Origin of the sequence: Bradyrhizobium sp. TM102, from assembly GCF_009176685.1 — a bacterium.
Taxonomy (GTDB): domain Bacteria; phylum Pseudomonadota; class Alphaproteobacteria; order Rhizobiales; family Xanthobacteraceae; genus Bradyrhizobium; species Bradyrhizobium ottawaense.
The window spans coordinates 5,566,351-5,591,184 of the sequence record NZ_AP021855.1; the positions used below are offsets into that span (position 1 = coordinate 5,566,351).

22 protein-coding genes are annotated in these 24,834 nt (G+C 66.2%); 8 read left to right on the forward strand and 14 right to left on the reverse strand.

The features are described 5' to 3' along the window. Window positions 1-3 precede the first annotated feature (3 nt). Together fdhD and GDN70_RS26530 are read left to right on the forward strand one after the other, a co-directional pair. Window positions 4-831, forward strand: coding sequence for a formate dehydrogenase accessory sulfurtransferase FdhD (fdhD, locus tag GDN70_RS26525; RefSeq protein WP_152103256.1), 828 nt, complete (start codon window positions 4-6; stop codon window positions 829-831). Beyond that, on the forward strand, window positions 821-1,051 hold the full coding sequence (locus GDN70_RS26530; RefSeq protein ID WP_173015871.1) for a formate dehydrogenase subunit delta: 231 nt from the start codon (window positions 821-823) through the stop codon (window positions 1,049-1,051). The genes fdhD and GDN70_RS26530 overlap by 11 nt, the downstream gene beginning before the upstream one ends. Here the strand turns inward: GDN70_RS26530 and GDN70_RS26535 are convergent. The 14 genes from GDN70_RS26535 to GDN70_RS35195 form a co-directional block, all read right to left on the reverse strand. Then, on the reverse strand, window positions 1,011-3,995 hold the full coding sequence (locus GDN70_RS26535) for a bifunctional [glutamine synthetase] adenylyltransferase/[glutamine synthetase]-adenylyl-L-tyrosine phosphorylase (RefSeq protein WP_152103258.1): 2,985 nt from the start codon (window positions 3,993-3,995) through the stop codon (window positions 1,011-1,013). The two genes, GDN70_RS26530 and GDN70_RS26535, sit on opposite strands and share 41 nt — an antisense overlap. Beyond that, window positions 3,992-5,452 carry an ATP-binding protein gene (locus GDN70_RS26540; protein ID WP_152103259.1) on the reverse strand — a complete coding sequence of 487 codons (1,461 nt, stop codon included), beginning with the start codon at window positions 5,450-5,452 and terminating at the stop codon, window positions 3,992-3,994. The genes GDN70_RS26535 and GDN70_RS26540 overlap by 4 nt, the downstream gene beginning before the upstream one ends. Continuing rightward, window positions 5,436-6,116: a response regulator transcription factor gene (locus GDN70_RS26545; RefSeq protein ID WP_038947105.1), complete on the reverse strand. Its 681-nt coding sequence runs from the start codon at window positions 6,114-6,116 to the stop codon at window positions 5,436-5,438. The genes GDN70_RS26540 and GDN70_RS26545 overlap by 17 nt, the downstream gene beginning before the upstream one ends. 274 nt (window positions 6,117-6,390) lie before the next feature. Further along, window positions 6,391-7,968 (reverse strand): Do family serine endopeptidase, encoded by a 1,578-nt coding sequence (locus GDN70_RS26550; protein ID WP_028143012.1) that lies wholly within the window; start codon window positions 7,966-7,968, stop codon window positions 6,391-6,393. A gap of 221 nt (window positions 7,969-8,189) precedes the next feature. Next, the gene (locus GDN70_RS26555) at window positions 8,190-9,533 is read right to left on the reverse strand and encodes a methyl-accepting chemotaxis protein (protein WP_038947102.1); all 1,344 of its coding nucleotides are present in this window, start codon (window positions 9,531-9,533) and stop codon (window positions 8,190-8,192) included. Between the two features lie 105 nt (window positions 9,534-9,638). Beyond that, window positions 9,639-10,121: a cytochrome c-type biogenesis protein gene (locus tag GDN70_RS26560; protein WP_038970597.1), complete on the reverse strand. Its 483-nt coding sequence runs from the start codon at window positions 10,119-10,121 to the stop codon at window positions 9,639-9,641. A gap of 4 nt (window positions 10,122-10,125) precedes the next feature. Then, a complete protein-coding gene (locus GDN70_RS26565; protein ID WP_152103260.1) occupies window positions 10,126-12,108 on the reverse strand; it encodes a heme lyase CcmF/NrfE family subunit in 1,983 nt (660 codons plus the stop codon). Then, window positions 12,105-12,632, reverse strand: a complete 528-nt coding sequence (ccmE, locus tag GDN70_RS26570) for a cytochrome c maturation protein CcmE (protein WP_152103261.1) — start codon at window positions 12,630-12,632, stop codon at window positions 12,105-12,107. The genes GDN70_RS26565 and ccmE overlap by 4 nt, the downstream gene beginning before the upstream one ends. 37 nt (window positions 12,633-12,669) lie before the next feature. Next, window positions 12,670-13,779, reverse strand: coding sequence for a c-type cytochrome biogenesis protein CcmI (gene ccmI / locus GDN70_RS26575; protein ID WP_028143007.1), 1,110 nt, complete (start codon window positions 13,777-13,779; stop codon window positions 12,670-12,672). Window positions 13,780-13,910: 131 nt separating this feature from the next. Continuing rightward, a complete protein-coding gene (locus GDN70_RS26580; protein ID WP_028143006.1) occupies window positions 13,911-14,180 on the reverse strand; it encodes a hypothetical protein in 270 nt (89 codons plus the stop codon). Window positions 14,181-14,280: 100 nt separating this feature from the next. Further along, window positions 14,281-15,681 carry a hypothetical protein gene (locus GDN70_RS26585; RefSeq protein ID WP_028143005.1) on the reverse strand — a complete coding sequence of 467 codons (1,401 nt, stop codon included), beginning with the start codon at window positions 15,679-15,681 and terminating at the stop codon, window positions 14,281-14,283. Window positions 15,682-15,841: 160 nt separating this feature from the next. Further along, a complete protein-coding gene (locus GDN70_RS26590) occupies window positions 15,842-17,218 on the reverse strand; it encodes a sensor histidine kinase (protein WP_038947098.1) in 1,377 nt (458 codons plus the stop codon). A gap of 94 nt (window positions 17,219-17,312) precedes the next feature. Then, on the reverse strand, window positions 17,313-17,978 hold the full coding sequence (locus GDN70_RS26595) for a response regulator transcription factor (protein ID WP_018315821.1): 666 nt from the start codon (window positions 17,976-17,978) through the stop codon (window positions 17,313-17,315). Between the two features lie 221 nt (window positions 17,979-18,199). Then, the gene (locus tag GDN70_RS35195; RefSeq protein ID WP_018315820.1) at window positions 18,200-18,355 is read right to left on the reverse strand and encodes a hypothetical protein; all 156 of its coding nucleotides are present in this window, start codon (window positions 18,353-18,355) and stop codon (window positions 18,200-18,202) included. 236 nt (window positions 18,356-18,591) lie between these two features. Between GDN70_RS35195 and GDN70_RS26600 the strand changes: the two genes are divergently transcribed. The 6 genes from GDN70_RS26600 to GDN70_RS26625 all read left to right on the forward strand — a co-directional run bounded on the left by GDN70_RS26600 (window position 18,592) and on the right by GDN70_RS26625 (window position 24,601). Then, window positions 18,592-19,587, forward strand: coding sequence for a Ku protein (locus GDN70_RS26600; protein WP_152103262.1), 996 nt, complete (start codon window positions 18,592-18,594; stop codon window positions 19,585-19,587). A 57-nt stretch (window positions 19,588-19,644) separates the two neighbouring features. Next, on the forward strand, window positions 19,645-19,881 hold the full coding sequence (locus tag GDN70_RS26605) for a hypothetical protein (RefSeq protein ID WP_038947096.1): 237 nt from the start codon (window positions 19,645-19,647) through the stop codon (window positions 19,879-19,881). A gap of 289 nt (window positions 19,882-20,170) precedes the next feature. Continuing rightward, window positions 20,171-20,335: a Flp family type IVb pilin gene (locus GDN70_RS26610; RefSeq protein WP_018315817.1), complete on the forward strand. Its 165-nt coding sequence runs from the start codon at window positions 20,171-20,173 to the stop codon at window positions 20,333-20,335. Between the two features lie 215 nt (window positions 20,336-20,550). Beyond that, window positions 20,551-22,092 (forward strand): thymidine phosphorylase family protein, encoded by a 1,542-nt coding sequence (locus GDN70_RS26615; protein WP_038970600.1) that lies wholly within the window; start codon window positions 20,551-20,553, stop codon window positions 22,090-22,092. After that, window positions 22,089-23,009 (forward strand): ribose-phosphate pyrophosphokinase, encoded by a 921-nt coding sequence (locus GDN70_RS26620; RefSeq protein WP_038970601.1) that lies wholly within the window; start codon window positions 22,089-22,091, stop codon window positions 23,007-23,009. Before GDN70_RS26615 ends, GDN70_RS26620 begins: the two co-directional genes overlap by 4 nt. Then, window positions 23,006-24,601: an MBL fold metallo-hydrolase gene (locus tag GDN70_RS26625; protein WP_038970602.1), complete on the forward strand. Its 1,596-nt coding sequence runs from the start codon at window positions 23,006-23,008 to the stop codon at window positions 24,599-24,601. The genes GDN70_RS26620 and GDN70_RS26625 overlap by 4 nt, the downstream gene beginning before the upstream one ends. The last annotated feature ends 233 nt before the right edge of the window (window positions 24,602-24,834 follow it).

A 24,834-nucleotide genomic window follows, 5' to 3' on the forward strand; every position in this document is an offset into this window, starting at 1 on the left:
CGCATGCATGTAGCTGTCAAGGCGATTGATCGCGGAATCTGGCGCAACAGCGTCGCGTCCGAAGGAACGCGGTTCATTCCGGAGGAGACGCCGCTGGCGCTGACCTATAATGGCGGCACCTATGCCGTCATGATGGGGACGCCGCAGAACCTGGAAGATTTTGCCGTCGGCTTCAGCTTGAGCGAAGGCATCATCAAGTCGGTCGATGACATCAAATCGCTCGACGTCGTTCGCCTCGACGACGGCATCGAGCTCAGGATGTGGCTAACGTCTGAAGATGCGGCACTCATCAGCGAGCGCCGTCGCCACGTCGCGGGGCCCACCGGCTGCGGCATCTGCGGTATCGAGTCCATCGCTGAAGCCGTGCGCCCCGCGGCGGTCGTGCCGCAGGGGCAGACCTTCACGCCGGAAGAGATCATGGCGGCGATGCAGGCGATCGCGCCGCTGCAATCGATCAATCTGCAGACCCGCGCCGTTCACGCCGCCGCGTTCTGGTCTACTACCGGCCACATCGTCGCGCTGCGCGAGGATGTCGGCCGCCACAATGCGCTGGACAAGCTCGCGGGCGCGCTGGCGCGCAGCCGCACGGATACGCGCGGCGGCATGGTGCTGCTGACGAGCCGCGTCTCGGTCGAGATGGTGCAGAAGGCCGCCGCGATCGGCGCGCCGGTGATGGTCGCGGTGTCCGCGCCCACCGCACTCGCAGTACGCACTGCGGAGGCCGCAGGCATCACGCTGATCGCCATTGCCCGCCAGGACGGGTTCGAAGTGTTTTCGCATGGTGACCGAGTCGCCGCTCGCCATGCCACGGAGGTTGCCGATGTCGCCTGACCGCCTGATCTACATGGCCAACCAGATCGGCAAGTTCTTCGAGAGCCAGGGCCACGGCAAGACCGTGCCGGGGATTGCCGAGCACATCAAGAAGTTCTGGGATCCTCGGATGAAGCGCGCGATCTTCGCCCATCTCGACGCCGGCGGCGCGGGCCTGGAGCCTGACGTCCGCCAGGCGCTCAGCTCGTTGAAGGCGACGTCCCTTCCAGCAGCGCCCTGAACACGCGCCGCACCTCGCTCTGGGTCTCCTTCACACGCGCCTCCAGCGACGAGAAATCCGGCGCGTCGCCGGCGCGCGCCATCACACGCTGCAGATCGATGCCGGCGGTTTCGGGCTTGAAGCGGTCGCTGACGCAAAGCCGCAGGATCTGCGTCAGGTCGTGATAGAGCCGCACCGCGGCGCGCAAGATCTCGGTCTCCGATTGCGGAAGGACGCCGAGCCTGCATGCATTGTCCAGCACCTGCATCGTGCTGACGTCGAGGATCTCCGGCTTGTCGTGAGCGTGCACGAGCTGCAGATATTGCGCGATGAAGTCGATGTCGACCATGCCGCCGGCGGCATGTTTGAGGTCCCAGCAATCGGCCTCGCCCTTCTCCTGGGCGATGGCGCGCCGCATGTCGGCGACGTCGTTGGCGGTGATGGCGGAATCGCGGCGACGGGTCAGGACGTCGCGAATGACGTGTTCGATCCGTTCCCGGAATTCGGGCGAAGCCGACACCACGCGCGCCCGCGTCAGCGCCATATGCTCCCAGGTCCAGGCCTCGTTGGCCTGGTAATCCGCGAATGAGACCAGGCTCGAGGCGACGGGACCGGCGCGGCCTGAAGGACGCAGCCGCATGTCGATCTCGTAGAGCACGCCGTAATTGGTGCGCGTCGTGAACGCGCTGATCAGCCGCTGCGTGAAGCGCGCGAAGTAGTGCGCGCCCTGCAGCGATTTCGGTCCGTCCGAGTCCGGATTGTCGCTGTCGAAATCGTAGAGCAGGATCAGGTCGAGATCGGACGAGGCCGTCATCTCGCGGCTGCCGAGCCGGCCCATCGCGATGATCGCGGTCTCCTGTCCCTTGATCCGGCCATGCTGGGCCGCGAAGCGGTCGGCAACGAGGCCGTGCACGGTGTGGACGATGCCTTCGGCGACATCGGCAAAGGCCGTGCTGGCCTGCTGCGCCGACACGGTGCCGGAGAGGATGCGCGTGCCGATCAGGAACAGGCTCTCCTGCCCGAACAGGCGCAGGCGATCGAGGAACTCTTCGTATGAGCCAGCATCCTGCACGGTCGCAGCTAACCGTCCCGACAATTCCTGCCTGTCCGGCATGGCGCCGAAGAAGCGCGGATCGATCAGGCCATCCATGAGCTGCGGCTGCCGCGCCAGCATCTCGCCGAGCCGCGGCGCAGCGCCGAGCACCAGCGCCACCAGCGCGACGAGCTCGCGGTTCTGGCCGAGCAGCGTGATCAGCCGGCCACCGCGCTGGAGCGCCCCAAGGAATTGATCGAACGCCACGACGGCGCGATCCGGCTCCTCGGCATGGGCGAGGCCGTCGATCAGGGCCGGCACGAACTCGACGAAGGCGCTGCGCGTCGCCTCATTGCGGAACACGCGGTAGTCGCCGGTGATCCAGTCGCGCACCGTCTGCGCGACGGCGGCCGGCTTCTTGAACCCGAGCGTCGCCAGATGATGGAGCAGGCGCGGATCGTCGGGGCCTGCGCTGTAGTCGAGCGCGGGCAGCCTGGCCGTGCCGGTCGGATCGTCGCCTTCGAACAGCTTTTCGTAGTGCCCCTGCACGATCTTGAGCTGCCGCAGCAGCTCGCCCGCGAAGGCCTCGCGATCCGTATAGCCGAAGAAGCGCGCAAAACGCTCGACCGCGTCCTTGTCTTCGGGCAGCGCGTGGGTCTGCTCGTCGGCGATCATCTGGAGGCGATGCTCGACCCGGCGCAGGAATTCATACGCAATGGTCAACTCGTCGCGCGCAGCAGGGGTGATCCAGTTCCTGGACGCGAGAATGTCGAGCGCCCTCAGCGTCGGCCGCACCCGCAATTCCGGATGGCGGCCGCCGGCGATCAATTGCTGGGTCTGCGCGAAGAACTCGATCTCGCGGATGCCGCCGCGACCGACCTTGACATTATGCCCTTCCACCGCGACCTCGCTCTGGCCGCGATAGGTCTGCATCTGCCGCTTCATGTCGTGGACGTCGGCGAGCGCGGCGAAGTCGAGATGCTTGCGCCAGACGAAAGGCGCGATCTCGGCCAGCAATGCTTCACCCGCTTTGGCATCGCCGGCGCAGGCGCGCGCCTTGATCATCGCGGCGCGCTCCCAGGTGCGCCCTTCCCGCTCATAATAGTTCAGCGCGGCGTCCCTGGAGATCGCGACCTGCGTCGAGGATGGATCGGGACGCAGGCGCAGATCGACGCGGAACACATAGCCGTCATAGGTGCGCTGCTGCAGGATGCGCGCCATCCCCTGCGTGACCCGGACGAAGAACGGCTGCGGCTCGATATCGGGCGCGAGCGTCGTGGCATCAGGATCGAAGAACACGATGAGATCGATGTCGCTGGAATAGTTCAGCTCGCCCGCGCCCATCTTGCCCATGGCGAGCACGATCAGCCCGCAGCCTTCCTCGGGCGCCTCGGGATTGGGCGGCGTGAGCTTGCCACGTGCGGCTTCCTGCCGCAGCAGGTACTGGAGCGCCGCCTGCACCGAGGACACCGCGACGTCCGTGAGCGCTGCCGTCACCCGCATCACCGGCCAGACCCCGCCAATGTCGCACAAGGCGGTCAGGAGCGCGGCCTCGGCCTTCATGCGGCGAAGCAGCCGCATCACCTCGGCCTCGTCAGGGGCCGCGAGCACCGCGCCCCTCGCCTCCGCGATCAGGGCCGTCAAATGCGCATCCGGATTGCACTCCAGCAGCCGGATCAGGCGCAAGGTATCGGCGCGCACCAGATCGAACAGATAGGGCGAGAATTCCGCGATACCTGCCAAGATATCCTGCGCAAAGGGATGCGCCAGCAGCGTTTCGAGACGCGCCAATTGGGCCGGCTCGAGCTCGGACAGCCAGCTTTCAAGACGTCGTTCGTCGGTTGTGGAAGCGGCAATATGGGGAGCCTCCGCGAAGCGCGCGGCCAGCCTCTCACCATGCTTGTCCGCGTTTCCCGGCGCGGAGTGGTTCATGCCACCTTCTGTGGCACATCCGGTATTGGCGGAGCAACCCTGTCGCCGGCCCCGGCGCGCGCGGGCAGCACCAGCGTGGCGACGAGACCGGGCTGGGCATCGCCCAATTTCAACTCACCGCCGTGCAATGTCGCAACAGCAGAGGCGAGGCTGAGACCAAGGCCCGAGCCCGGCAGCGTGCGGCTCGCTTCCAGGCGAACGAATCGTTCGACAGCATGCGCGCGGTCGGCTTCGGGGATGCCGGGACCGCGATCGGTGACGCTGAGCAGCACCTTGTCGCCGTCGCGTTTGGCCTCGATCGTGATCAGCCTCGCATCCATGCTGACCACGGTTCCACCGGTCTGTGCGACCGGCTTGCCGTATTTGATCGCATTCTCGACAAGATTGGCGAGCGCCTGGCTGATCAACTCGCGATTGGCGTGAACCGGTGTCGGCTCGCACCTGACCTTCAAGGTCATGCCGTCGTCCTCGGCCAGTGGCTCGTAGAGCTCGTGGATGCCGTTTGCGACATCGGCCGCATCGAAATCATCCATGTTGCCGCGCGCCTGCCCGGACTCCGCGCGCGCGATCATCAGCAGCGCGTTGAAGGTGCGGATCAGACCGTCGGATTCCTCGATGGTCCGCTCCAGCGCCGCGCGGTAATCGGCTTCGCAGCCCGATTTCGCCAGCGCCTCCTCGGCGCGGTTGCGCAAGCGCGTCAGCGGCGTCTTGAGGTCGTGGGCGATGTTGTCGGAGACCTCCTTCAAGCCAGCCATCAGCGCCTCGATCCGCTCCAGCATGGCATTGAGGTTTTCCGCGAGGCGGTCGAGCTCGTCGCCGCTACGCCCCACCGGTAGACGCCCGCTGAGATCGCCGGTCATGATGCGCTGCGCGGTCCCGGTCATCGCGTCGATGCGCCGGAGCACGCGGCGCGCGACGAAGATGCCGCCGCCGAGACCGAGCACGACGACGATCAGGATCGACCATTGCGCCGCCTTGGCGACGATGCCGAACAGGCGACGCCGCTCGGCGAGGTCGCGGCCGATCAGAAGCCGGAAGCCGTTTTCCAGTTCGGTGACGCGCACGAGCGCACGATGGTCGCGGTCATCGGCGTCCTCGATCCGCCGGTAGGCGGTCTCCGACCAGCCGCGCGTCGCCATCACGCCGGGTGCCAGCGAGCCGACATTGCCGGCGATCGCCTGCCCTGTGGGCGTCGTCACGAGATAGAGGTTGGCGCCCGGGCGTAGCGCCCGATATTCGATCGCGAGCACGAGGCCGCGCAGGCCGCGGCGGCCGTAGATCTCGGAGATCTCCGAGGTCTCGGCATTGACCGTCTGCGTGATTTCCTCGGTGATCAGCCGCCGCGTATTCCAGGCGAAATAGGCCAGCAGCGAGGCCGCGAACATCGCGAACAGCAGCAGATAGACCAGCGTCAGCCGGAACGCCGTGGTGCGGACGAGTTTACCGAATGCCGTCACGGATCATGTACCCGGCGCCGCGGATCGTGTGCAGCAGCGGCCGCTCGAAGCCCTTGTCGATCTTGGAGCGCAGCCGCGAAATGTGCACGTCGATCACGTTGGTCTGCGGATCGAAATGATAGTCCCAGACGTTCTCGAGCAGCATGGTGCGCGTCACCACCTGGCCGGCATGCTTCATCAGATATTCGAGCAGGCGGAATTCGCGCGGCTGCAGCGTCAGCTCGTCCTTGCCGCGGGCGACGCGGTGGGAGAGCCGGTCGAGCTCGAGATCGCCGACGCGGTAGAGCGTGTCCTCGGCAGGTCCCCCGCGGCGGCGCGACAGCACCTCGACCCGGGCCAGCAGCTCGGCGAAGGAATAGGGCTTTGGCAGATAGTCGTCGCCGCCGGCGCGCAGGCCCTTGATGCGGTCGTCGACCTGTCCGAGCGCGGACAAAATCAGCACCGGCGTGGTGTTGTCCTGGTCGCGCAGCGCACCGATCAGCGACAGGCCGTCGCGCTTGGGCAGCATGCGGTCGACCACCAGCACGTCGTAATCGCCGTTCTCGGCCATGGCGAGGCCTTCCTCGCCGTCGGCGGCGTGGTCGGCAATGTGTCCGACCTCGCGAAACGCCTTCACGAGGTAGTCGGCGGATTCGCGGTCGTCTTCAATGATGAGGAGGCGCATCGTGCGTTCGGCGGCGGTCAAGGAGGTCAACCTTCTCTAAACATGGCGCGAGCGGCAATCGCATGCAAGCCGAGTGGGAGACTCTGGCATCGAGAAAAAGGCGGGCGGTGAAGCTGGGGGGACCTCACCGCCCTAGGCCTTCCGACGGAGGGGGGCGTAATTCCACCGGAAGGTAGAGAGGGGAAGCGAACGTTGCGCTGCTTCCCCGAAGGGCGCCGTCGGCGGGGGCGACTGATGCCGGCGACACCCTTCATCTCGTAGGCCTCCTGAAGCCTCAGCCCTTGGCGAGGGGCACCGCGACGAAGCGCGACTGGCCGCCGCTCTTCACGCGCATCAGGACGCTGTTCTTGTTGTCGGTCCGCGCCATGTTGATGGCGTCGCGGACTTCGCCGGCGGTGGCCACGCTCTTGCCGCCGACTTCGAGAATCACGTCGCCTTCCTTGAAACCGCGCTCGGCCGCGGCGCTCTTCGGATCGACCTCGGTGACCACGACGCCTTCCTTGCCGGCGCCGGCCACCGAATTGGCGGGGGCAACGGTCATGCCGAGCTTGGGCACGTCGGTGCCCTTGCTCGCACCCTTGCCGCTATCATTGTCGTTGTCGGCCTTGGCCTCGACCGTATTCGGCAGCTGGCCGAGCGTCATGTTCACGACCTTGTCCTGGCCCTTGTGCAGCACGTTGAGCTTCACGGTCGCGCCGGGCGCCATGCCACCGATGGTCCGGGCAAGCTCGCGGGCGTCCTTGACGGACTCGCCGTTGACCGCGGTGATCACGTCACCGGACTCGATGCCGGCCTTCGCGGCCGGACCGTTGGCCTGAGGCTCCGCCACCAGCGCGCCTTCGGCCTTCTTCATGCCGAGGCTGTCGGCGATGTCGGAGGTGACAGGCTGAATCTGCACACCGATCCAGCCGCGGCTGACCGAGCCCTTGTCCTTGAGCTGGGCGACCACGCTCTTGACGGTGCTCGCCGGAATCGAGAACGCGATGCCGACGCTGCCGCCGGAGGGCGAGTAGATCGCGGTGTTGACGCCCATCACCTCGCCGTTGGTGTCGAAAGCGGGACCGCCGGAATTGCCCTTGTTCACGGGCGCGTCGATCTGGATGAAATCGTCATACGGACCGTTGCCGATGTCGCGGCCGCTGGCCGAGACGATGCCGGCGGTCACGGTGCCGCCGAGACCGAAGGGATTGCCGACCGCGAGCACCCAGTCGCCGATGCGCGGCTTGGCGTCGGCGAGCTTGGCGAACGGGAAGTTCGAGCTGCCCTCGACCTTGATCAAAGCGAGGTCGGTGCGCTGGTCGGTGCCGATCACCTTGGCGGTGTAGGTCTTGCCGTCATCGGTGGTGACCTCGACCTTGTCGGCGCCGTCGACCACGTGGTTGTTGGTCACGGCAAAGCCGTCGGCCGAAATGAAGAAGCCGGAGCCCTGGCCCTGCACGACGCGGCCACGGCCGCCCTTCAGGCCCGGGAAACCATCCGGACCGCCGAAGCGGCGGAAGAAGCGCTCCATCGGCGAGCCCGGCTGGAACGGCGCGGAGGAATCATCGCCGTCGTCGTTGCTCGCGGTCTTCTCCTTGATGTTGACCTTCACCGAGATCACCGACGGCTTCACACGCTCGACGATGTCGGCGAAACCGACCGGGCGTTCGACCTTGCGGACCTCGTTGTTGACCTGCGCATGCGCCGGGCTCGAGAACAGGTCGGCCGGCGAGGTCGAGGGGCTGAAGCCATAGACGGCCGCGCCGAGACCGGCGACGACCGAGGCCATCAGCGCGAACTTGCGCGCGGAAAACACCGACCGGCGCGGCTGCCGGTAGGACGGAAGGTTCGAGAGGTCGGGACGGTCGGTCATGCGGAGATCTCCAGGGCCTTGAAATCCATTTGGTGCCCGATGGCGGCACCTTACGGTCCTGAAGATGGGGGCTCCCGCCTTACCGTGCGCTGGCGGCGGGGTTAAACTTTTGTAATGAAGGGCTAGCTGCGATGCGGCAGTTCAGCGCACACCGAAAATTGTGGCTTCACAGGAACTTAACCGAGTTCCCGTGATGGCGTCGCAAGCGCGTTTTGGCGCGCTCAGCTTGCCCTGACGCTGACGATGAACTCGTCGACTTCGCGCTTCAGGGTCGCGGCCTGCTGCGACAGGTCGACCGCGGAATCCCGCGCCTCGGCGGCCATGCGGCCGGTCTGCGCGGAGGTCGAGGTGATCTGGACGATATGGTTGGAGACGTCGAGGGTTCCGTGCGCGGCGCTCTGGGCGCTGCGCGTGATCTCCTGCGTCGCGTTGCGCTGCTGGGCAGTGTCGACCTCGATGCCGGACATGATGGACGAGATCTCCGACAGCGTCTTGGAAATGCCGTCGATCGCGCCGCGCGTCTCCGCGGTGATGCCCTGTATGCTGGCGACATGAGAGGTGATCTCCTCCGTCGCCTTGCTGGTCTGATGCGCCAGATTCTTCACCTCGGAGGCGACCACCGCAAACCCCTTGCCGGCCTCCCCTGCCCGCGCCGCCTCGATGGTGGCGTTCAGCGCCAGCAGATTGGTCTGCGATGCGATTGCCTGCACGAGTTGCACGACCTCGCCGATCTTGTCGGCGGCATCAGACAGCGTGTGGATGGTGTCGCGGCTCTTCTCCGCCTGGGACGCCGCGCCCTCGGCGCGCTGCGTCGCGTCGGTGACGCGGCGGCTGATCGTGCCGATCGAGTTCGTCATCTCCTCGGCAGAACCGGCGACCGTCTGCACGCTGGCGCTGGCCTGGCTCGCCGCGCTCGCAACCGCATTGGCCTTGGTGCTGGTGTCGTTGGCGGTCCGCGACAGCGTCTCGGCGTTGCTCTTCAGATGCACCGCCGATGAGGCCACGTTGTCGACGACGCTGGCGACGAGGTCGTTGAAGCGCTTGATCCGGTCGTCCAGGAATTTCGATCGCTCGGCCTGGTGCTGGGCTTCGCGCAGCTGCTGCTCGGTGAGGTGGCGTCGCTCGAGCCCGTTGGTCTTGAAGACCTCCAGCGCACCGGCGAGCAGGCCGATCTCATTGGTGCGGCCGAGCCCCGGAACCGATGTCTGGAATTTCTGGTCCGCGACCTCGCGCATGGCATGCACGATCGCGGCCAGCGGACTGAGGATGCCGTTGCGCACGGCGAACCAGGTGGTGAGGCAGATCGCGACGGCGACGACGGCGATCACGCCGCAGGCCATCAGGAAATAGGAGAACGCGGTCTGCGCCTGCTGGTAGATCTGCATGGCATGGTCGCGCGCGGGGCCGCTCAGTGCTGCGAAGTCCGCCGACAGGCTGGTGATCTCGTTGTTGAGATAGAGCACCGCGATGAAGCCGGTGCCGCCGCCGATGCCCAGCAGAAACAATAATGCAGCGACGACGGCGCCGACCAGGAAGCGGATCGTCAGATTGCTGTTCGCGAACATCGGGGGACTCAAAGGCTGGAATCGAATCTTGCGACAAGCTTCCAGACAAAGGTCAACAGAGCATGAAACAAGCTGCGCCCAGCGGCGTAAGTATCACTACGTAGGCTAGGACGACTTCGCATCATCGGACATCAACGCGGCGAGCCGCGCCTGTTCGTCCGCAGTGAGCGGCGGAGCAGGTATGTCTGCACCACTCCGCGAGCGACGGCGGATTTGCAGCCACAGCGCCAGGCCACCGCCGATCAGAAGCAGCGGCCCGAGCAGCCACAGCAGCAGGGTCTGACGTTCGAAGCGTGGCTTCAGCAGCACGAACTCGCCGTAGCGCGCGACCAGGAAGTCGAGCACCTGCGAGTTGCTGTCGCCGGCGCCGATGCGCTCGCGCACCAGGAGCCGCAGGTCGCGCGCCAGCGGCGCATCGGAATCGTCGATCGACTGGTTCTGGCAGACCATGCAGCGCAGCTCGCGCGACAGCTCCCGCGCGCGGGCTTCCTTGGCGGGATCCGGCATGATCTCATCGGGCTGCACGGCGTGGGCCGCAGGCAAGGCCAGCAGCATCAGCAGGACGAACGCGGCCATCATCCGGCGCATCGGATCACTCCGCCGGCTGGAGGCGCTGCTTGGCCCGCGCCGGCTTCGGCGCGCCGACCCGCAGCCGCCGGTCAGACAGCGACAGCACGCCGCCGAATGCCATCAGCACCGGCCCCCACCAGATCAGGAGCACCAGCGGCTTGTGATAGATGCGCACGGCGATGGCGCCCTCGGCATTGGCCTCGCCGAGCGAAATGTAGAGCTGGCTCGCGCCGCGCGTCAGCAGTGCGGCCTCGGTGGTCGAGGAGCCGCGGGTGGTGAAGCTGCGCTTGGAGGGCGTCATGACGCTGAGTGGCTTGCCATCGAGGCTGACGTTGAACTCGGCGATCATCTCGCGGTAGTTCGGGCCCTGACGCTGCAGCACCCCGTCGAGCTTCACGTCGAAGCCGGCGATGTGGGCGACGTCGTTCTGCTTCATGGTCGCGATATATTCGCTGTTCCAGGTGGTCTCGCAGACGATCCCGATCAGCGCGACGCCGAGGCCGGCATGCGCGAACGTCGTGCCCCAGGCCGAGCGCGGCAGGCCGCGCGCCCGGTGCAGCACCGTTGCAAACGGCAGCCGGACGAGCCCGGTCCGCTCGACGATGTCGGTGACGGCACCGCCGATGACGAAGATGCCGAGCCCGATCGCGAGCGGCGCCAACGTGCTGCCGCCGCTGGCCCAGCCCCAGGCGATGGCGACGGCGACGAGCCCGGCGACGCCCGCCGCGAGCAGGCGCTGCGTGACGCCGAGCAGATCGCCGCGCTTCCACGCCAGCATCGGCCCGAACGGCACGGCAAGCAGCAACAGCGTAAACAGCGGCGCGAAGGTGAGGTTGTAGAAGGGCGCGCCGACCGACATCTTGAAGTCGGCGAGCATTTCCATCGCGAGCGGATAGAGCGTGCCGAACAGCACGACCGCGCAGGCCACGGTGAGCAGCAGATTGTTCAGCACCAGCGCGCCCTCGCGCGAGATCGGCGCGAACAGGCCGCCCTGCTTCAACGACGTGGCGCGGCCCGCGAACAGGGACAGGCTGCCGCCGATGAACAGGCAGAGGATCAGCAGAATGAACACGCCGCGGGTGGGATCGGTGGCGAAGGCGTGCACGGAGGTGATGACGCCCGAGCGCACCAGGAAGGTGCCGAGCAGCGACAGCGAGAAGGTCAGGATCGAGAGCAGGATGGTCCAGACCTTCAGCGCGTTGCGCTTCTCCATCACCAGGGCGGAATGGAGCAGCGCGGTGCCGGAGAGCCACGGCATCAGCGAGGCGTTCTCGACCGGATCCCAGAACCACCAGCCGCCCCAGCCGAGCTCGTAATAGGCCCAGTACGAACCCATGGCGATGCCGAGCGTCAGGAAGATCCAGGCGACCAGCGTCCACGGCCGCACCCAGCGCGCCCAGGCCGCGTCGATCCGGCCCTCCATCAGCGCCGCGATCGCGAAGGAGAACGAGATCGAAAAGCCGACATAGCCGAGATAGAGCATCGGCGGATGCACGGCGAGGCCGATGTCCTGGAGCACCGGATTGAGATCGCGCCCCTCGATCGGCGGGGTGGCGATACGCAGGAACGGGTTCGACGTCACGAGGATGAACAGGTAAAAGGCGCTGGCGACCCATGCCTGCACGGCAAGCACGTGCGCGCGCAGCGACAGCGGCAGATTATTGCCGAACGCCGCAACGAGCCCGCCGAACAACGCGAGGATCGACACCCACAACAGCATCGAGCCTTCATGGTTTCCCCACACGCCGGTGATCTTGTAGAGCAGCGGCTTCATCGAGTGGGAGTTCTCGTAGACGTTGGCGACGGAAAAGTCCGAGTTCACGTGCAGCATCACGAGAGCTACGAACGAGGCACCGACGAACAGGAGCTGCGCCAGCGCCGTGGATCGCGCCACATTCATGAGCGCGACATCGTAGAGGCGCGCGCCAATCAGGGGCACGATTGACTGGATCAGTGCGAGCCCAAGCGCCAGCACCAACGCGTAATGTCCGGATTCTGCGATCACCGCATTGCTCCCCGCGGATTGCCCTGTGCGGTCGTCGCCGCGGGCTTGCCCGCATCGGACGTCTTGCCGCTATCAGAGGGCTTGCCGCCGTAATCGTCCTTCCAGTGCCCCTGCTTCTTCAGGGCATCGGCAACGTCCTTGGGCATGTAGGTCTCGTCGTGCTTGGCCAGCACGGTATCAGCCTTGAACACGCCATGGGCGTCAAGCGCGCCCTCGGCGACGACGCCCTGCCCTTCGCGGAACAGGTCGGGCAGGATGCCCTTGTAGGCCACCGGCAGCTTGGCGTTGCCATCGGCAACCTCAAAGGTCACCGCGAGATTGTCGCCGCGCTGGAGCGAACCGGGCTGTACCAGCCCGCCGAGGCGAAACCGCTTGCCGGGCTCGACGTGCTTCTCGGCGACCATGGTCGGCGTCGAGAAGAACACGATGGAGTCGCGAAGTGCGTTGAGCACCAGCGCGGCCGCGAGCGCGAGCACGGCGAGCGAGCCGCCGATGATGGTCATACGTCGCTGCTTGCGCGTCATGGCGTATCCGTTCTCCGCGTCTCTTGTCCCGACATCGTCATCCGCCGAGCCCGAGAGTCCTGAGGCCTTCATCGAGTTGGCGCAGCCGCTCGGCGTCGCTGGCAACCGCCTGCCGGGCATCGGCCGATGCCCCCATGGCCTTGTCCCGCTCGCCCATCACGAGATAGGCGCGCACCAGCCGCAGCCATCCATCGACGTCGTCGCCGTTCTGCTTCAACCGGGTGGCCAGACGATCGACCATGCCGCGCACCATCGCGTTGCGATCGCCTTCGGCCATATCCTTGGACGCAGCAATCGTCTCGTCGGACAGCGCCGGCATCGTCCCGCCACCGACCCGCACCAGCGAGGACTGCACCAGGGCACGCCACGGCGCATCCGCGGGCGCTTTCGCAAGCAACGCGCGCCAGATCGTGGCTGCATCGTCCTTGCGGCCGTCCTGCTCGGCGGCAAGGCCGAGGAAGTAGTTCGCCTTGGGATCGTCCGCGTTCAGGGCGTGCGCACGCTCAAATTCCGCCTTGGCCTCGACGGTCACCACACCCCCGGCGGCAGCCGAGATCGCTTCGCCGAGATCGGACCGGCGTTCCGCGCTCTCGCCATTGTAGGTGAGCGAGTTGCGATAGGCGCGCACGGCATCGTCGAAACGGCCGAGCCGCTCCAACACCGGCGCAAGCACATTCCAGCCGCGCCCGTCGGTCGGATTCTTCTCCAGATGTTGCTGGACCTGCACGACGAGATTCTCGAGCGACTGCGCCACGCCGGACCCGGATCCACGCTCGCGCTGCGCCAGGGGAAAGTCCTGAAGCCGGGGCGAGCCGAGTGGCATGTAGACGCCGATCGCAACGAGCGGCAGGCCAGCGAGCGCCAGCACGGCCGCCGCGCGGCGCCATTTGAGATTCGATTTCGGCGCCACGACGGGCTCGCTGGCGGCCGCGGCGAGCAGCCTGCGGCTGATCTCGACGCGCGCAGCCTCGGCGTCCGGCGCAGGAATCAAGCCTGCGGCGAGATCACGCTCGATCTCGGCCAGCTGGTCCTTGTAAACCGCGACCTCGCTGCCCTGGTCTTGCGCGCGTCCATTGCGGCCAAGCGGCCAGAGCACGGCGAAAATCGCCGCGACCGTCATCAGCGCGAACACGAACCATAGCGTCATCTGGCAAGCTTCCGGCAGCGCACGAACCGCGCCCATAGGTGGCTTTACACCACGGCCGGATGATGCGGCAATTGACAATTGTCAATTTGGCGCGACCGCGCACGGTCTCGAAACGGTGAAAATCCAACGGCTTAGCCGATCTCGAAGTCCGTACTTTGCGCGGCGTCCTCACCGTGGCCGTTGAAGGCCCTCAGGAAGTATGTTCCCGGCTTGACTGCGTCCGGCAATCTGATGCGCAGCGCTCCGACGGGAACCGGGGATGCAACCCTCGTGATTGTCTCGGAGAGTTGCCGACCGCTTGCCTTCTCGACCAGCACCACTTTGGCGCCGACCATCAGTCTTTGATACTTGGCAACAATGATGCGGTTCTCAATTTCGATGGAGCTGATTACGGGTTTCATGCGCCCACAAATAGAAGTTCCCCGGACTTGCACGGGGACCGTACGGCGCACCACCGGCACCGTCAACCACAAATTGTGATCACGAAAATATGCGCTTAGGCTAGCTTGCGCGCGACGATTTACGCTCGCCGGTCGCTGCGTTCTCCGCGGCCCGGCTCATCAACGAGGCGTAATCATCGCCAAACAGCACCTGGCAGAAGCGAATCGCGGCCTGCACCTGCTGCTGCCGATAGGTGCGCACCTTGTGATCGGCGGCGCGCAGCGACTGCACCAATTGCTCGGTCGAGCGTTCGACATACTGCTGAAGGTCGGAATAGGTGCGCAGCGTCACCTCGTTGATCGCAAGCTCGCTCGCATAATTGCGGCAGGTCGCGACGAAATCGATCAGCGCCGCCGTTTCCTCCACCTCGGTGCTGTCGATCCGTGCGCCCGGCGGAATGTCTTTCTCGGGGCGCTGGCGCAGGATGCGGCGAACGCGGCCGGGAACGCTGTCGATCTCGGATTGCAGCGCATTGGAGATGTCGGCCCGGATCGAGGTCAATTGCTTGCCCCAGGCGGAATCGTTGCGCAGGTCGAGCTCGGTGCGCAGGCCGCGCACGCCGTCGTGCAGCGCCTTGAGGTTGCCGGCAACGTTGTCGAAATGGCCGCGCTTGATGTCCATGCGCAGGGTAGCGGCAACACAGGACAGGTCGTGCAGCGCGATCGTGACGGCAACGCCGTAAGGCGTCGCCGCGACGCGGATCTCGTCGTCGGACGCGGCAATCTTGATGGCGAGGCGGATGATCTGCCACGGGGCAGTCATCCGCTGCACCACGATCGACAGCGCGAAGGGCAGCATTTGCGGCGTCTGCAGGACCGGAATGTTGAGCGCCGACGTCACCGAGGCGATCTGCGGATCGCCGAAAGCGCGCAGAGTGCGCGGCAGCTTCTCGTTCAAGCCGGCGATGGCCTCCCGGACCTGAAGCACCGCTCCGATCGAATAGAGGTCCTCGATCACGTTGGGCGGGCCGACCCGGGCGAGCGCGCGCGACTTGTCGCCGCCGCCGGGACCGGTCAGCTCGAAAATGGCATCCGCAGCCACCCCCTGGAGCTTCTGCGCGAGGGCCTCGACCTGCCCCGCACTATCGGGGGGCATCCGCGCCAGCGCGGCCTCGAACTCGTTCACCTTGTCCGGTGCGCCGTCGCGGCCGAGCCATTGCCAGATCGGCTGCAGCGAAGTGCGGCGGATCTGGCCGACCCGCAGCGGGACGCCGGCCTCGATCAGGAACGGTTCCAGCGCCTGGAACAACAGCCGCGACAGATCGTCCGTGCGCGGCGGCGGGGCTTCATCGGCTTCCGACTTGCGGACGATCTTGCGCAACTGCTCGAGCACGAGGGTCGCGACAGCCGTATCCTGGCCGCGCTCGAGCGCGCGCTCGAACTCCCGCATCAGCAGCGCCTGCGCCTGCGGCGGGAGCTGCGCGAGATATTCCCTCAGCCGCTCGATCGATGTCTGGCTCATGCGCCCGGGTAATGCACGGTAAAATGGCGGACATGGGATGGGTCCGGCGCGATCATAGGAGGCCCCCACTTAAGAAGCCGTTTAGGACGTCGGAGCGAATCCCACAGGTTTGCTGCGGCCGGGCGTCGGTGAGGACGAATATCCCTGTCGGAACAACGGATTATACGCCCGGAAGGACCAGCTCGGCACGCAGGCCGCCGGTCGGCGCACCACCGAGCGAGAGGCTGCCGCCATAAAGCGCGGCGAGATCGACCACGATGGACAGGCCCAGCCCCGAGCCGGGCTTGGACTCGTCGAGCCGCTGGCCGCGCCGCGAGACCTGCGCCCGCTCGGCTTCCGACAAGCCGCGGCCGTCGTCATCGACGATGATCCGCAGCCGCGGGCCCACCCCGGCCTGGTGCGGCGCTTCCACGAGGACCTCGATGAAGACGCGCGAGGCCGCCCATTTGCAGGCATTGTCGACGAGATTGCCGACCATCTCCTCCAGATCCTGCCGCTCGCCGCGAAATTTTGCCGACGGATCGGCCTTGGCGTCGACCATGATGCCACGGTCGCGATGGATCTTCTCCATGGTCCGCCGCAGCGCCTCGATGGCAGGCGCCACCTCCGTCACCGTCCCAACGACCGAGACCCGCGCCGCGATGCGCGCACGCTCCAGATGATGGGCGACCTGGTCGCGCATCACATCCGCCTGCTCCATCACCTTGGCCGCGAAGGGATCGGCGATGTGGGCGCCGGCCTCGTTGACGATGACAGAGAGCGGCGTCTTGATCGCATGGGCGAGATTGCCGACATGGGTGCGTGCGCGCTCGACGATTTCGCGATTGGCATCGATCAGCGCGTTGGTCTCGCGCGCCAGTGGCGCGATCTCGACCGGGAATTCGCCCTCGAGCCGCTCAGCCCGCCCGGAGCGGATATCGGCGATCGATTCCGAGATGCGCTTGAGCGGTGCGAGGCCGAAGCGGACCTGGAACACGGTCGTCAGCAGCAGCACGATGCCGAGCGCGGTGAAGGTGCCGCCGAGATAGTAGTCGAAACTGCGCGTCTCGTCGAAAATCTCGGTATCGTCGCCGGCGACGCTGACCAGAAATTTGCCGTCGGCGCCGAGATCGACGGGACGCTCGACCATGCGCAGATTCTGCCCCTCGGGCCCGTCGACATAGGCCAGCCGGATTCCGGCGGCGGTGAGCTCGGTGCCCTGCTCTTCCAGCTTCGGCAGCTTCTTGTCCCAGAGCGAGCGCGAGGAGCGCACCTCCGGCTTTTCGGTGTCGGTCCGCGTGATCTGCCAGTACCAGCCGGACAACGGCAGCTCGAACAGCGGCTCGCCGAGCGACTGGAACTGGCGGTCCGGCGGCTCGTCGGGGGTCGCGACCTCGGCGATGAGGGTGCGGAGATAGAGATTGAGCCGGCGGTCGAAGGCGCGCTCGGTGGCGTTCTTGTAGACCGACGACAACACCACGCCGGTGATGGCCAGAATCACCACGAGCCAGGCGGTCGCCGACAGGAACAGGCGGGTCGCAAGCGAACTAGCGGCCATCGGAATGATCCGGGAAGGCGCAGGGTGGCGGGCGTCAGAACTCATGTCCCGGACCAAGGCCCCTGTCAGGCTGCCCGTCAAGCCCCGGAACGCCTCAGGCGGCCGGCGGGGTTAGGAGATAGCCGAGGCCGCGGACAGTCTGGATGATGTCGACGTCGAGCTTCTTGCGGATGCGGCCGACGAACACCTCGATCGTATTCGAGTCGCGGTCGAAGTCCTGGTCGTAGAGGTGCTCGACCAGCTCGGTGCGCGAGACCACCCGGCCGGAATGGTGCATCAGGTAGGCCAGAAGCCGATATTCGTGTGAGGTCATCTTGACGGGATTGCCTGACACGCTGACGCGGCCGGTCCTGGTGTCGAGCGTGACGGGGCCGCAGCTGAGCTCGCTCTGGGCATGGCCGGTCGAGCGGCGCAGCAGCGCGCGGATACGGGCCAGCACTTCCTCCAAATGGAACGGCTTTGCGACATAGTCGTCGGCGCCGGCATCGAAGCCCTGCACCTTGTCGCTCCAGCGGTCGCGTGCGGTGAGGATCAGGACCGGCATGGTGCGGCCGTTGCGGCGCCAGGCCTCCAGCACCGAGATGCCGTCCTTCTTCGGCAGGCCGATGTCGAGCACGACGGCATCATACGGCTCGTTATCGCCGAGATAGTGCCCCTCCTCTCCGTCGAAGGCGCGATCGACGACATAGCCGGCGTCGGTCAACGCCTTGGTGAGCTGGCGATTGAGATCGGGGTCGTCCTCAACAACGAGCAGGCGCACGCTTCTCTCCAGACATAGGCCGCATCAACACCGCCCCAGATGAGCAATTCCGGCGTGAACTGAATATGAACGCGGGGAACCGGGCGCGTTACTTTTTGGTCATATACGATGTGTCCGCAGCCCATGCGACTGCGCCCGCCATGCGACCGGACGAGCCGGCAACATGGCGGGCGCAGTGTGCCGCGTCCCGCGGCAGGTCCGCCCTTCCCGTGATTCGGCCGTCAGGTCCGGAAGAACACGAACCAGATGACGGCGAGGATCAGGATCGCAAGCCCGGTCGAGATGGCGAGCAATGCGGCAACTGACGGCCCAGGTTCGCCCTGACGCGCCTCGGTTGGTGTTTCGACGATCTGACGCTGCTCTCGCGTGGTTGCCATGATGCCCTCAATCTCTGCGTGTCGCCTCCGATGACCGCGACCTCCTCGCAGCCGTGCATGTGGAGCCAACGCCCGATCCGATGTGATGTTCCGGCTTTTCCCACCCCAATGGACCGCGACCCCACGCCCGGCGGCCGGTTAACGCAGTTGCAAGATTCAACGCCCGGCCTTGCTATGATTCGCTGTTTCCCGATGGTATCCTCATAGGTCTGTCCTTGTTGCGTTTGGAGTAGCCCATGGCCCCCCGCGCCAATTGGAAGGGTTTTCTGCGTTTGTCGCTCGTGACCTGTCCGGTCGCGCTCTATCCGGCCACTTCGGATACCGAGAAGGTCTCCTTCAACCAGATCAACCGCAAGACCGGCCACCGGATCAAGTACCTCAAGGTCGACGCCGAGACCGGCGACGAGGTGACGTCCGAGGACATCGTCAAGGGCTACAAGGTCGACACCGACACCTATATCGAGGTCACCAAGGACGAGCTCGACGACATCGCGCTCGACTCGACCCACACGATCGATATCGACGAGTTCGTGCCGAAGTCCGACATCGACAACCGCTATCTGATCCGCCCCTATTATCTCGTGCCCGACGGCAAGGTCGGCCATGACGCCTATGCGGTGATCCGCGAGACCATCCGCAGCATGGACAAGGTCGCGATCGGCCGCGTCGTGCTGACCAACCGCGAGCACATCATCGCGCTGGAGCCGCTCGAAAGCGGGCTGATGGGCACGCTGCTGCGCTACCCCTACGAGGTCCGCAGCGAGGCCGAATATTTCGACGACATCCAGGACGTGAAGCTGACCAGGGACATGCTCGACCTCGCCAAGCACATCGTCGAGAAGAAGTCCGGCGCGTTCGACCCCGAGCTGTTCGAGGACCATTACGAGACCGCGCTGATCGATCTCATCAACAAGAAGCGCAGCGGCGCCCCGATCACCGCCAAGGCCGCGCCGAAGAGCGGCGGCAACGTCATCAACTTGATGGACGCGCTGAAGAAGAGCATCGCGAGCGAGAAGGACGCCGCGCCTGCGGCGAAGGTCGCCAAAGAGACCGCGAAAGCCAAGAAGCCGAAGAAGCGCGTCGCGGGCCAGCGCGAGATGCTGCTGCCGATCGCCGGCAAGGGCGGCAAGGATGCTGCTGCGAAGACGGCGACCAGGGAAGCGACCAGGGAAACTTCGAAGAAGGCCGACAAGCCGGTGCGCGCGCCTGCTCGGGCGAAGAAGGCCGGCTAGCCGCATCCCCCCGCGATCGCGCCGTGATGCCACACCTCGCCGATCTGGCGGCCTGACATGCCCTGGTCGAGGGCGTTCGACGATCCCGTTCGCGTCAGCAACAAGCGCCAGCTGCTGACGCTTCAGGAGGCGGCCGACTACATCATGCGGCTGCCCGAGGACGTCCAGCACGAGCCGCGCTGGCAGACCGCCATCGAGACCTTGATCAAGGCGGCCGAGACCGGCGGCGGCTGGGTGATGTTCGCCCGCATCGCCATGTTGCGGGCGCTGAATGCGGACGACCGGCGCGGATGAGCGCCATGGTGTCCTCGCCGGCCCGTTGGCGAACAGGCTCAACAATTGGTTAAGCGGCGCCGCGATGACGCACTGACGGGCGCTGTGCCCGCGCAGCCCTGGGGTGGCTTGGCGATATCGATCCAGTTGCACGGATCGATGGAACCTTAATTTAATGAATGCCGTCGTATGAGCAGTGGCGCGCTCGCCCGGGCTTAATACTTTTGGCGCGCATGAAGACTTATTCGATCTATTTGCAAGTCCGATAGCGACGCGGCCATACGTTGGATCGGATGAACGGGAGTTGGCAATGCGTTTGCTTAGGTCCTTCCTTGCCGATGAGAATGGTGCAACCGCGATCGAGTACGGCCTCATTGCCGCAGGCATCGCGCTGGCGATCATAACGGCCGTGAACACCATGGGCGGCGCCCTCCTCAACAACAAGTTTGTCGCGATCAGCACGGGGATAAAGTAGCCCGCTCCCCGATTTGGCCGGCCAACATCGGCGATATCGCCACGGCATTCGACTTCCCCTGTCATTTCCAGACCGACGCGCCTGCAGCAGCGCGCCTGCGTGACGGCCCGCCGCAGCCCACCCATGTCCCGCGCGCGGGCCATGATCTGGGTCAACAGCATCAGGACGGCGACGTCTAAGCATGGAGGCCGGGTTTCCTCCCTGCCGGCCAGTCCATGCATCCAGACCTTCCGTACTCCCAATTGAAGATCCGCCGCGTCCGGCTCGATACCGGCCGCGAGAACGTTGTCGTCGTCTCCAGGCAGTCGAAGGCGCTGCGCGCGGAGATCTTCCGCGGCTTCAGCCGCGTCGAGCTGCGTCAGGGCAGCAAGGTCCTGCTGGCGACGTTGCTGATCACGGACGACGATACGCTGGTGGCCCCGGACGAGATCGGACTCTCTGAACCCGCGTTGCGGCGTTTCGGGCAAGGCGCCGGCACGCTGGTCACGGTGAGGCCCGCGGCGCCGCCGGAGAGCCTGGAAGCGGTGCGCGCGAAGATCCGCGGGCGAACCCTGAGCCCGGCCGAAATCGGCGCGATCATCAACGACCTCGCACATTATCGCTACTCGGACATGGAGATCGCCGCCTTCCTGATCGGATCGGCGAGCTTCATCACCAGCGACGAGTTGCTCGCCCTCACCGGGGCGATGGCGCAGGCCGGCACGCAATTGGTGTGGCCAACGCCTGTCGTCGTCGACAAGCATTGCATCGGTGGCATTCCCGGCAATCGCACCTCGATGGTCGTGGTGCCGATCGTCGCCGCCCATGGCCTGCCGATCCCGAAGACTTCTTCGCGCGCCATCACTTCGCCTGCCGGCACCGCCGACACGATGGAGGTGCTGGCGCGGGTGAATGTCGGCGTCGAGGAGATGAAGGCGATCGTCTCGGCCTGCAACGGCTGCCTGATCTGGGGCGGACACGTGAACCTGTCGCCGGCCGACGACGTCCTGATCTCGGTCGAGCGCCCGCTGAGCCTCGATACCCGCGAGCAGATGGTCGCCTCCATCATGTCCAAGAAGATCGCGGCAGGCTCGACGCATCTGTTGATCGACATTCCGGTCGGGCCGACCGCGAAGGTCACCAATGGCGTCGAGGCGATGCGGCTGCGCAAGCTGTTTGAACTCGTCGGCGACCGTTTCGGCCGCACGGTCGAGGTGATCACGACCGACGGAAGCCAGCCGATCGGCAACGGCATCGGGCCGGTGCTCGAGGCCAATGACGTCATGGCCGTGCTCGGCAACGACAAGGATGCGCCGCGCGACCTGCGCGAGAAATCGCTCCGGCTCGCCGCCCATCTGCTGGAATACGATCCGAAGCTGCGCGGCGGCGCCGGCTATGCGAGGGCGCGCGAACTGCTCGACAGCGGCGCGGCGCTGAAGCAGATGCAGAAGATCATCGACGCCCAGGGTCCGTCGACATGCAGCAGCGAGCTCGGATCGCTCAGCTTCGACGTCAAGGCGGCGCATGACGGCACCGTGTCCGCGATCGACTGCCTGCGTCTTAACCGCCTCGCCCGCACCGCCGGCGCGCCGCTCGACAAGGGCGCCGGTATCCGCCTGTTCAAGAAGATCGGCGATCGCGTCGAGCAGGGCGAGCCGCTCTATCGTGTCTACACGTTCGACCGCCCCGAGCATGATCTCGCCGCCGATGCCGCCACCGAGGAGACCGGGTTCGTCGTCAACGGTCATGACGCCCTGCAAGGCAAGTCGGCGCCGTGAGCACGATCGCGCTTCAGACCCTGCCCGGCGGCAGCGATGCGGCAAAGCGCCTCGCGGCGCGGCTCGGGCTTGCCTGCAGCGAGATCGCCGTGCATCGTTTTCCGGACGGCGAGCTGCGTGTCGCCGTCGCGCCGGCGGCCGACACCACAATCCTCTATGCCCCGCTCGATCAACCGAACGACAAGCTGATCGCCCTGCTGTTCGCTGCGGAGGCGCTGCGACGCAACGGCGCGAAGCGGCTGGTGCTGGTCGCGCCCTATCTCTGCTACATGCGGCAGGATGCTGCATTTCATCCGGGCGAGGCCATCAGCCAGCGGGCCATGGGCAATCTGCTTGCAACGACCGTGGACCGTATCGTCACCGTGGATGCGCATTTGCACCGCACCCCCGACATCAGATCGGTCTTTCCGGGTATCGAAGCGGAGAACCTGTCCGCCATGCCAGCGATCGCGAACGCGCTGGCGACGAGCGGCATCGATCCCGCGACAATCGTGATCGGACCCGACAGGGAGTCCGAGCCCTGGGTGAACGACATCGCGAGCCGGCTGCGACTGCAGCACACGGTGGCGCAAAAGACGCGGCACGGCGATCGTTCCGTGGCGATCAGTTTTGCCGATCCCGGCCTGCTCGCGGGACGGCCGGCGCTGCTGGTGGATGACATCGTCTCCTCCGGGACGACGCTGATGGCCGCGGCGAAGGCCCTGACGGCGATGGGCGCCACCGCCGTCGATGCGGTCATCACGCACGCGCTGTTTCCACCCGCGATGACCGTCGCGTTCGCCAGCGCCGGCATCCGGTCAATCCGCTCGACCGACAGCGTTCCGCATCCGACCAACGCGATTTCCCTCGACGAGAGTCTCGCGGCCGCCTTGCGGTCCGAGCTGACGACGACACTTCCCCCGGAGACGACGCCATGAGCATCACCGTTCGATTTTGCGGCGCCGCCCGCACCGTGACCGGTTCGAGCTATCTGTTCCAGACCGCGACCGGCCGCTTCCTGGTCGATTGCGGCCTGTTCCAGGGCCAGAAGACGCTGAAGGAGCTCAACTACGGCGCCTTTCCGTTCCGCCCCGCCGATATCGATGCCGTGCTGCTCACGCACGCCCATATCGACCATAGCGGTCTCTTGCCGAAGCTCGTGCGCGCGGGATTCGACGGACCGATCCTGGCGACGCGCGGCACGATCGACCTCTGCTCCTACATGTTGCCAGACGCCGGCAGCATCCAGGAATCGGAGGTCACGCAGCTCAACCGTCGCAATGCCTCGCGCGGACGAAAGCAGGTCGCGCCGATCTACACGCAGGCCGATGCCATTGCATCGCTGCAATCGTTTCGCGCGGTCGACTATGAACGCTGGACCGACGTGATCCCGGGCGTCCGCGCGCGCTACTGGAACGCCGGCCATCTGCTCGGCTCGGCCTCGATCGAGCTCCAAATCGCCGAACGGGGCGCGCCACGTCCACTGCGCGTGCTGCTGTCCGGCGATGTCGGGCCGGAGGCCAAGCTGCTGCAGCCCGATCCCGAAGCGCCGGCCGATTTCGACTACGTCATCTCGGAATCGACCTACGGCGACCGGCTGCGCGAGGCCACCACACCTGAGCTCCGCCGCAAGCACCTCGCGGCCGAGGTGCATGATGCCGCGACGGCCGGCGGCGCACTGCTGATGCCTGCCTTCGCGGTCGAGCGCACCCAGGAGCTGATCGTCGATCTCGTCGACCTGATGGAGCACGGCGAGATTCCGACCGCGCCGATCTTCCTCGATTCTCCGCTCGCGATCCGCGCCACCGAAGTGTTTCGCCGCCATGCCGAGAGCCTCGACCCATCCGTCGATGCCGCGCGCCTGCTCAACTCCCCGCATCTCAAATTCACCGAGACCGCAGACGAGAGCAAGGCGATCATGCGCCTGTCCGGATTCCATATCATCATCGCCGCGAGCGGCATGTGCGACGCCGGCCGCATCCGCCATCATCTGAAGCGCTGGCTGTGGAACGAGCGCGCGACGGTGCTGCTCGCCGGCTTCCAGGCCAACGGCACGCTCGGCCGCTTCCTCCAGAACGGAGCCAAGGCCGTGCGGATCCAGGGCGAGGAGATCAAGGTCGCGGCTCGCATCCGCATGATCGACGAATATTCGGGCCATGCCGACGGCGCCGGCATCGCCAGCTGGATCGCGGCGCGCCGACCCATTTCCCGCGGGCTGTTCCTGGTCCATGGCGAGGAAGGCGCGATCGCGGGGCTCGCCGAACGCGTCGCCGAGCGCATCGTTCCGGCGGCCAGGGTCTACCAGCCGGTGCTCGACGATATCTACGAGCTCGCCGCTGCCGAACCGCGCGTGCTGGACGTCGATCACCGCCGGCGGCTCGCGCCGGAGGCCGTGACCCGTCTCGACTGGCACAACGAGATGTCGGAGCTCATGCTCGACATCAACGACAGGGTTGGGGCAGCCGCCGACGACCGCGCCCGCGGCGTCATCATCCGAAGGCTGCGCCGCGCGCTGGAGGAGAAGGCGTGACGGGACATGACGGCGCTGAAACGCGCCTCTCTCTTGTCCCGGACGCGCTGCAGCGTTCTTACGCTGCTGCGCAGAGCCGGGACCCAGACGGCTGCACATTCCGCCGGTGCATGGGCCCCGGCTCTGCAGCGCACCACGCCGCGGAGATGCGGCGCGCTGCGCTACGTCCGGGGCACGAGAACGCCGTTTGGCGATAGACATGGCTGCTCATCCTCGCGGCGCGTTTCGCCCGA

What these genes read in the sequence shown, in the direction of transcription:
- GDN70_RS26555 (WP_038947102.1), bottom strand. Translation starts at nt 9,533, where the DNA reads ATGTTCGCGAACAGCAATCTGACGATCCGCTTCCTGGTCGGCGCCGTC.
- GDN70_RS26550 (WP_028143012.1), bottom strand. Translation starts at nt 7,968, where the DNA reads ATGACCGACCGTCCCGACCTCTCGAACCTTCCGTCCTACCGGCAGCCG.
- GDN70_RS26545 (WP_038947105.1), bottom strand. Translation starts at nt 6,116, where the DNA reads ATGCGCCTCCTCATCATTGAAGACGACCGCGAATCCGCCGACTACCTC.
- ccmE (WP_152103261.1), bottom strand. Translation starts at nt 12,632, where the DNA reads ATGACGCGCAAGCAGCGACGTATGACCATCATCGGCGGCTCGCTCGCC.
- GDN70_RS26590 (WP_038947098.1), bottom strand. Translation starts at nt 17,218, where the DNA reads ATGGCCGCTAGTTCGCTTGCGACCCGCCTGTTCCTGTCGGCGACCGCC.
- GDN70_RS26610 (WP_018315817.1), top strand. Translation starts at nt 20,171, where the DNA reads ATGCGTTTGCTTAGGTCCTTCCTTGCCGATGAGAATGGTGCAACCGCG.
- GDN70_RS26600 (WP_152103262.1), top strand. Translation starts at nt 18,592, where the DNA reads ATGGCCCCCCGCGCCAATTGGAAGGGTTTTCTGCGTTTGTCGCTCGTG.
- fdhD (WP_152103256.1), top strand. Translation starts at nt 4, where the DNA reads ATGCATGTAGCTGTCAAGGCGATTGATCGCGGAATCTGGCGCAACAGC.
- GDN70_RS26535 (WP_152103258.1), bottom strand. Translation starts at nt 3,995, where the DNA reads ATGAACCACTCCGCGCCGGGAAACGCGGACAAGCATGGTGAGAGGCTG.
- GDN70_RS26615 (WP_038970600.1), top strand. Translation starts at nt 20,551, where the DNA reads ATGCATCCAGACCTTCCGTACTCCCAATTGAAGATCCGCCGCGTCCGG.
- GDN70_RS26605 (WP_038947096.1), top strand. Translation starts at nt 19,645, where the DNA reads ATGCCCTGGTCGAGGGCGTTCGACGATCCCGTTCGCGTCAGCAACAAG.
- GDN70_RS26585 (WP_028143005.1), bottom strand. Translation starts at nt 15,681, where the DNA reads ATGAGCCAGACATCGATCGAGCGGCTGAGGGAATATCTCGCGCAGCTC.
- GDN70_RS35195 (WP_018315820.1), bottom strand. Translation starts at nt 18,355, where the DNA reads ATGGCAACCACGCGAGAGCAGCGTCAGATCGTCGAAACACCAACCGAG.
- GDN70_RS26560 (WP_038970597.1), bottom strand. Translation starts at nt 10,121, where the DNA reads ATGCGCCGGATGATGGCCGCGTTCGTCCTGCTGATGCTGCTGGCCTTG.
- GDN70_RS26580 (WP_028143006.1), bottom strand. Translation starts at nt 14,180, where the DNA reads ATGAAACCCGTAATCAGCTCCATCGAAATTGAGAACCGCATCATTGTT.
- GDN70_RS26530 (WP_173015871.1), top strand. Translation starts at nt 821, where the DNA reads ATGTCGCCTGACCGCCTGATCTACATGGCCAACCAGATCGGCAAGTTC.
- ccmI (WP_028143007.1), bottom strand. Translation starts at nt 13,779, where the DNA reads ATGACGCTATGGTTCGTGTTCGCGCTGATGACGGTCGCGGCGATTTTC.
- GDN70_RS26625 (WP_038970602.1), top strand. Translation starts at nt 23,006, where the DNA reads ATGAGCATCACCGTTCGATTTTGCGGCGCCGCCCGCACCGTGACCGGT.